Raw genomic sequence first — 7,007 nt, 5'->3', positions numbered from 1 at the left:
CGGCAGGCCCCATCCCCGCCGCCCCCGCGATGGGCTCGGACGCGGATCCGGTCGCCGCGTGGAAGGGCCGCGTCGCCGGCAGCACGGCGCATGTTCCAGAGCCCAAGCTTCCTCCGGCGCCTCGCTACACGTTCAAGATCATCCAGGCCGCCGTGGACCCCAACGCGGTCCGCGCCGCGCGCCTCAAGCAACTGGAGGACGAGGGCAAGAAGGCCATCACCCCGGCGAAGCAGCCGAAGGACCTTCCGGCCATCCCGGACGACCCCACCGGAAAGGCCTCCTCGCTGGTGGACGCGAAGTGCGAGCGGAAGCTGGAGGTCAAGGACGCGAAGCTCCCCGACCTCCAGAAGAGCCCGCTGGGCCACGTGCCGGAGATCGGCGCGCAGCTCATGCGCGACGACGGCGGGCACATGCTCATCAAGGGCCCGCTCGGGGACATCGTCTACAAGCCCGGCGGCCCCAAGCCCACCGACCCGGAGAAGCTCAAGGACTGGACGCGCCTCCAGAAGAAGATCACCGCCGCCGCCGACAAGCAGAAGAAGGCGAAGGTCCAACCCAAGGAGCCCGCGAAGGGCATCACCGTCCTCGAACAGGCCGCCCCCGCGCCCATCAACGTCCCGGACTTCGCGCGCGTGGACATTGGCGACGTGCTGGCGCGGATGCTCGCGGCGCCGGACAAGTACGCCGACACCTCCGTCCAGAAGGCCCGCGAGGCCTATGTCCCGGGCGGCCTGGATGCGTCCTGGGGCGTGGCGCTCGTCGCCGCCGAGCGGCCCATCTTCGCCGCGGAGCTCCAGCGCGTCGCGGAGGCCGCGCAGATCAAGAAGGAGGACCTGGACGCGAAGGTGGAGGCCCGCCGCAAGCAGCTGGTGGACTCGCACGCCGCCACCACCGGCTCGCTCAGCAAGGCCCACGAGGAGGCGAAGAAGAGCCTGGAGGAAGGCGGCAAGTCCTTCGCGGATTCGCTGGCGCGCATGCGCGCCTCCATCGACGCGCAATCCGAGGCCAAGGCCGCCGCCATCAAGGGAGGCGTCGACCTGACCGAGGCCCGCCGCAAGCGCGATGCGCTCATCGCCGCCGTGGACACCAAGGTGAGCAACTGGGTCGTCCGGTACGACCAGAACGGCAAGCGCTTCAAGGAGGCCTTCGCGAAGGCCGCCAGCGACCAGCTGCACGCCTACGAGCTGGCCGCCCTCCAGGACGAGTGGGAGCTCAAGAAGGACGCTGGCGATGATCCGGTGAAGCTCAAGGCCGCCACGGAGGCCTACCGGCCCACGAAGAAGTGGCTGGACGACCGCCGCAAGGAGCTTGGCGCCGTCGTCTCGAAGGCGAAGCGCGACATCGACCAGAGCGTGGAGCGCTACCAGCAGGAGCTGCGCGACGCAGGCAGGGAGGCGCGCGACGTCATCCGCGACTGGCACGCGAAGCAGCTCGGCTACGAGCGCGGGTTCTGGGACCGGCTGCTCGGGTGGATCATCGACTGGCTGGGCGCCGCCCACGACGAGAGCCGCGCGTGGGAGACCGCCCGGGCGGCGGAGAACAAGACGTCGCTGGACCAGAACATGCTGTTCCTCGCGGAGGTGCGCCTGCGCCAGGGCGAGGAGCTGGACGCGGAGACCCTCAAGGGCAACACGTCCCTCAGCGAAGAGCAGAAGGCCATCCTGCTCTCGTACTACGGCAAGGGCGGCAAGGACCCGGTGCAGGCGCTGGCGGAGGGCCTGGCCGTGCGCATCATCGGCCAGCGGCGCAAGCCGCTCCTGGAGGCGCTGGAGAAGGAGCTGCTGGCCTCCACCGACCTGGAGCGCCTGAAGACCGTCGTCGATCAGCAGGAGCCCCTCTTCAGCAACCGCGCGCGCAACATCGCCCTCAAGGTCTGGGAGGGCGTGGACCAGTGGGGCACGGACGAGAAGAAGATCTTCGACGCGCTCGCCAACCTCAACCCGCTGCAGGGGCACTACATCGAAGTCCTCTATGAGAAGGAGCACGGGGAGAACCTGCGCGAGCGGCTCAAGAGCGAGCTGGACGACTTCTTCAGCACCACCACGCACGAATGGGACAAGGCCGAGGCCCTGCTCTCCGGCAACGCCGCCAAGGCCGCCGCCGTGGAGCTGGACGACGCCATGGAGGGCACGTTCTTCGGGACCGGCTGGGGGACGGACGAGGACGCCATCCTCACCCTGCTGCGCGGCAAGACGCCGGAGCAGATTGAAGCCATCAAGAAGGCCTACCAGGCGAAGTACGGCCGCGACCTCGTCACCAAGATGGACGACGAGCTGCGCAGCGGCGCCATCAAGACGCACGACGTGGATGAGATGCACGCCCTGGTGGAGGGCCGCACCGAGGACGCGCGCGCCATCGAGATGGACCGCGCCATGCGCGGAAGCTGGTTCTTCGGCCTGGGCACCGACCGCAAGGCCCTGGAGGGCGTCTACGACCGCATCCGCAAGGAGACGGAGGCCGACGCGCAGCAGTACGGCTGGGACACCCAGACGTTCCGCGCGGAGCTGCTCAAGCGCAACCAGGCCATCGACGCGTCGTATGAGAAGCAATACGGCAAGGACTGGACCGAGCGCGCCGCCGGGGAGAGCGCGCTCAGCGCCGCGTTCCACGACGAGATGCAGGGCGCGGACCTCAAGCTCATCGAGGGCCTGCGCGACGACAAGGGGCTCCAGGTGGATGCGGCGCGCATCCGCATCGAGCACACCAGCGTCTTCTACGCGGACGACAAGGTCATCCGCGACGCGATGTCCGCCGAGGGCAAGCGGCAGATCGCCGACGCGCGCCGCGACGGCTACCTGGACATCCAGGAGCGGATGGACATCGAGCGCGCTCTGGACGAGGCGAAGGTCAAGCCCGCCAGCGAGGGCCCGCTCACGGAGGAGGACCGCCGCAAGGGGCGCATCAGCGAGCTGGAGTTCCTGGACAAATGGAGCCCGGAGAAGGTCCAGGCCCGCATCGCGAAGGAACGCAAGGAGGTGGACGTCAAGGCGAAGGCCCAGGCCCAGGCCAACGCCCCCGCGACCATGAAGGCGCTGGCCGCCGAGTACGACAGCGCCTACGTGGAGGGCACGCGCCTGCAGGCCTCATTCGAGCAGGCCGTGCTGATGGACACGTCCGGCGCGGACCGGGACGCCGTCGCGGCGATGCTGGCGAAGGGCTACCTCACCGACGCCGAGATCGTTCAGTACGCCGTGCAGGGCGTGGGCACGGACGAGGACGCGCTCAAGGAGGTCTTCGCCGGCAAGACGAAGGCGGAGATTCAAGCCATGGCCGAGGAGTGGGCCAAGGACCACCCCGCCGACCCTGGCGACACGCGCACGCCCTTCGAGCGCTTCCGCGCGCGCATCGAGGAAGAGCTGAGCGGGCGCGAGGCCTTCGACATCCTCGACATGGTGGACTACGGCGAGCCCGTCACGCCCCGCGAGAAGGCGGACCGGGCCTGGCGCCGGGTGCACTTCGAGGCGCGCTCCACCAACGGCATGGCGTCCTCGGAGTACCAGCTGGTGGTGGACCAGGCGGCCGCCCTGGACGCCGAGGTGGCCGCGCTGGAGCAGCACGAGCGGATGCGCCCCAAGCCCGGGGACAAGAACTACACCGTCGACGGGCTGCGCAAGTGGCAGGACGACTGGGAGAAGAAGTCCGAGCGCGTGCAGCGCCAGGGCGAATACGCCGACGAGTCGGTGCAGATGCACCGCGAGCAGGTGGACTTCATCACCGACCGGCTGATCACGGTCCTGTCCGCGGTGGTCATCGCGGTGGTGATCATCATCGGCGTCATCGTCAGCATCTTCGCCCCGCCCGTGGGCGTGGGGTTCTGGGCGGCGTTCGGCGCGTTCATGGCCAGCACGCCGGTGCTGGTGGGTGCGGCGGTGGCGACGGCCGCCGTGACGATGCTCACCAAGGCCGCCATGAAGGGCAGCGCCTACGGCTGGGAGGAGGCGGCCACCGACGCGGGCGTGGGCGCCGTGGACGTCCTCACCTCCGTGGCCACCGCCGGCATGGGCTCCAAGCTGCTCAAGCTGGGGTTCCTGGCGCGCATGGCGGAGGAAGGCGGGATGATGGCCCGCGTCGCGGCGCACGGCCTGGCCCAGGGCGCCGAGGGCCTGGCGCAGTCCGTGCCCTCCGCGTTCCTGGGCAACGTCCTCAACGACGAGAACTACAAGGGCGGCAACGCGCTCTTCAACGTGCTGGCGGGCACCGCGATGCAGGCGGCGCCGGGCACGGTGATGGCCGGGGCCTTTGGCGCGCTGGGCGGCATCTCCAAGCCCCACGTGCCGCCGCGCACCCAGGACCTGCTCCACTTCCGGGGCACGCCGAAGGAGCGGCTGACCCTCTTCAAGAAGTGGAAGGCGGAGAACCCCGCCGGGAACATGAAGGAGTTCCTGCGCGAGTTCGACGAAGGCCTGCTCAAGCAGATGTCGGGCGACTTCGACCAGAAGCAGCTCCAGCGCGCGATGCGCAAGGAGCTGCTGGAGCACATCCCTCCCGCGCAGCGAAAGGCCTTCGCGAACACGCCCATCGAGCTGCTCTCCGAGGCGGACTTCGAGTCCGTCACCGGGAGCAAGTCCGCGCAGGCCGTCACGATGTTCCGGCGGGGCAAGCCCACCATCCTCGTCAAGGCGGGCGCGGACCTGTCCGAGCTGGGCGAGGAGGGCCTGCACCTGCTCCAGCGCCACGACAAGGCCACGCGCGATCTGGTCAAGGCCCTGGATGAACGGGCGCTGCGGCACTGGGACCAGCTGCCCATCGAGAAGCAGTTCGAGCTCTACCGCAAGAAGCTGGTGCTGGAGATCGACGCGCAGGAGTCGCTGCTGGCCTCATTGGAGGCAAAGCGCGGCGTGACGCTGGAGCCGGAGGAGGCGGCGCGCCGCATCCGGCGGGGCAAGAGGACGCTGGAGAACCTGCGCCAGCGCATGAAGGAGGTGGATGCGTTCACGCCGGTGGAGCTGGCGGAGTTCGGCCAGGGCGTGCGCTCGAAGCCGCAGTACCTGAACGAACCGCCGCGGCTGTTCAGCAAGAAGGACCTTCCCGGTGCTCCGGAGACGAAGCAGCTGGAGATGGAATTCGGTCCGGCGAAGCCACCCGCGCCGGAGGTTCCGACGCCCAAGCAGCTGGAGATGGAGCTCCCTCCGGCGAAGCCACCGGAGGCGGTCGTTCCGGAGGCGAAGCCGCCGGTGGCCAAGAAGCCCGGGGGCGGGAAGCAGAAGGTCCTGGAGCTCACCGTGACGGACACGGAGCCCATCATCCGCCAGCCAGGCCGGCCCAACGACGTGTGGCCCAACACCGTGCTGCACGCCGACCATCCGGAGGTGGGGCCGTTCTCGAAGACGCGGCCGCTGGAGGACGATCCCTACATCCGGGACGCGGAACGCCAGGTGTTCACCGAGGCGCAGCGCGCGCGCACCACGCTGAAGCTGGGCAAGGGTGACAGCGTGGCGCAGGTCGGCCCCGCGTGGTTGGAGATCAAACCCGGCACCTCGGAGCGCCGCTACTACAAGCTGGTGGAGGTGACGCGCGCGAGCGGGGAGAAGGAATACCTCCAGCTCATCATGTCCAAGCGCCCCGGCAACCGCTGGGAGGTGCGCGGCAGCCTCACCAGCAAGGCCGGTGACGCGCTGGAGAAGCAGCAGTCCAGGAAGTTCACGGAGGCGCTGCTCGGCGACCGGATGGGCCCGACGGAGCGGTTCCGGCGACTGGACTTCAAGCCGCTGGGCGAAGCGCAGGGCAGCGGCTTCGATGAGATCATCGTCGAGTTCGACCACGCCGCGGATCCGAAGCTCGCGAAGTTGCACATCGTGGAGGTGAAGGGCGGCGGCAAGGCCCCGGTGCTGGAGAAGTTCACGGCGGTGGGAGAGAACCTCCGCCAGAACCTGGCCGAGCTGCGCGAGAAGCTGGGCGACATGGCCTGGGCGAAGGCGCACGGCCTGGGGCCCGCGCACCTGGAGGCCCTGGCCAACGCCATCGACGAGTGGGACATCTCCATCGAGCTGCGCGTGGGGCCCAAGACGCCCATGCCCGCGCCGGGCCGGGACCTGGTGGGCCGCGTCGAGCGCATCGCGGATGTGTGGCGCAAGCTGTCCCTGGTGCACGCCGCCATTCCCGAGGGAGAGGCGGCGCGGCTCGAAATCGAAGCCTTGATGACGACCTTCAAGGCGGAGCTGCACAAGGGCCGCGTCAAGTCCACGATGAGGGCGTTGGAGGCGACGGAGAAGGCCCTCCAGGGCACGAAGCGAAAGCCGGGCCTGCTGGCGCGGTACAACATCGACCCCGCGGAGCTGAAGTCGCTCATCCACAGCCTGGACCCGAGCGTGGGGCCGGGGAAGATTGCCCGGATTGTCGAACCGTTCGAGGCCGCGCAGCGCGTGCGCACGATTGGCCCCACCGGCAACATCCTGGGCTGGGGGGACTTCGACATCACCGTGTCGACCAGCTGGCGCAGCCGGCGGTTCAAGCCCTTCGAGCTGGTGCAGATGCGCGACCTCCAGGCGCGGCTGGAGAAGATCCCGACGCTGGATCCCGCCGTCTACAACGCGCTGTCCCCGCCGGCCCGTCTGCGGGCCCTGCGCCGCGCGGTGAATGCCACGCTGGATGCGATGGGCGTCCCCGCGTCCCGTCGCCCCATTGTCCAGATCCAGAGCCTGCCCATGCACAACTATGGCGGGATGAAATGGAACTTCACGACGACGCCGCAGGGCCACCTCTCCCCCACGCACCCGCGAGGCTTCATCGTCATCAACCAGAACCACAATGTGGGCGACGCCGTGGGGACCGCCATCCACGAAGCACGGCACTACTATCAGGCGTATCAGGCCTACCAGTTCTCGCTGGGCCGCCAGTCGCACCCGTTCGCACGCCGGTGGTGGCGGAACCTCCCCGGGTCTGGCGGCCACTACCATGGCCCCGGCAATCCCCTCTACTTCCGGCAACCCATTGAAGCGGACGCGGAGAGCTTCGGCCGCCGCGTCATCGATCTCTTGCCTGCCCAATGGCCTCCCCCATGATGAGGT

1 protein-coding gene is annotated in these 7,007 nt (G+C 69.1%); it reads left to right on the top strand.

From position 1 onward, the window contains the following. Positions 1-29: 29 nt before the first annotated feature. Complete coding sequence (locus D7X55_RS07875; protein ID WP_121722687.1) at positions 30-7,001, top strand: annexin; 6,972 nt, start codon at positions 30-32, stop codon at positions 6,999-7,001. Positions 7,002-7,007 lie beyond the last annotated feature (6 nt).

The organism is Corallococcus sp. AB049A, from assembly GCF_003668885.1.
Lineage (GTDB): Bacteria > Myxococcota > Myxococcia > Myxococcales > Myxococcaceae > Corallococcus > Corallococcus interemptor.
The sequence above is the reverse complement of the archived record's forward strand: the minus strand, read 5'-3'. Positions and strand labels throughout refer to the sequence as shown.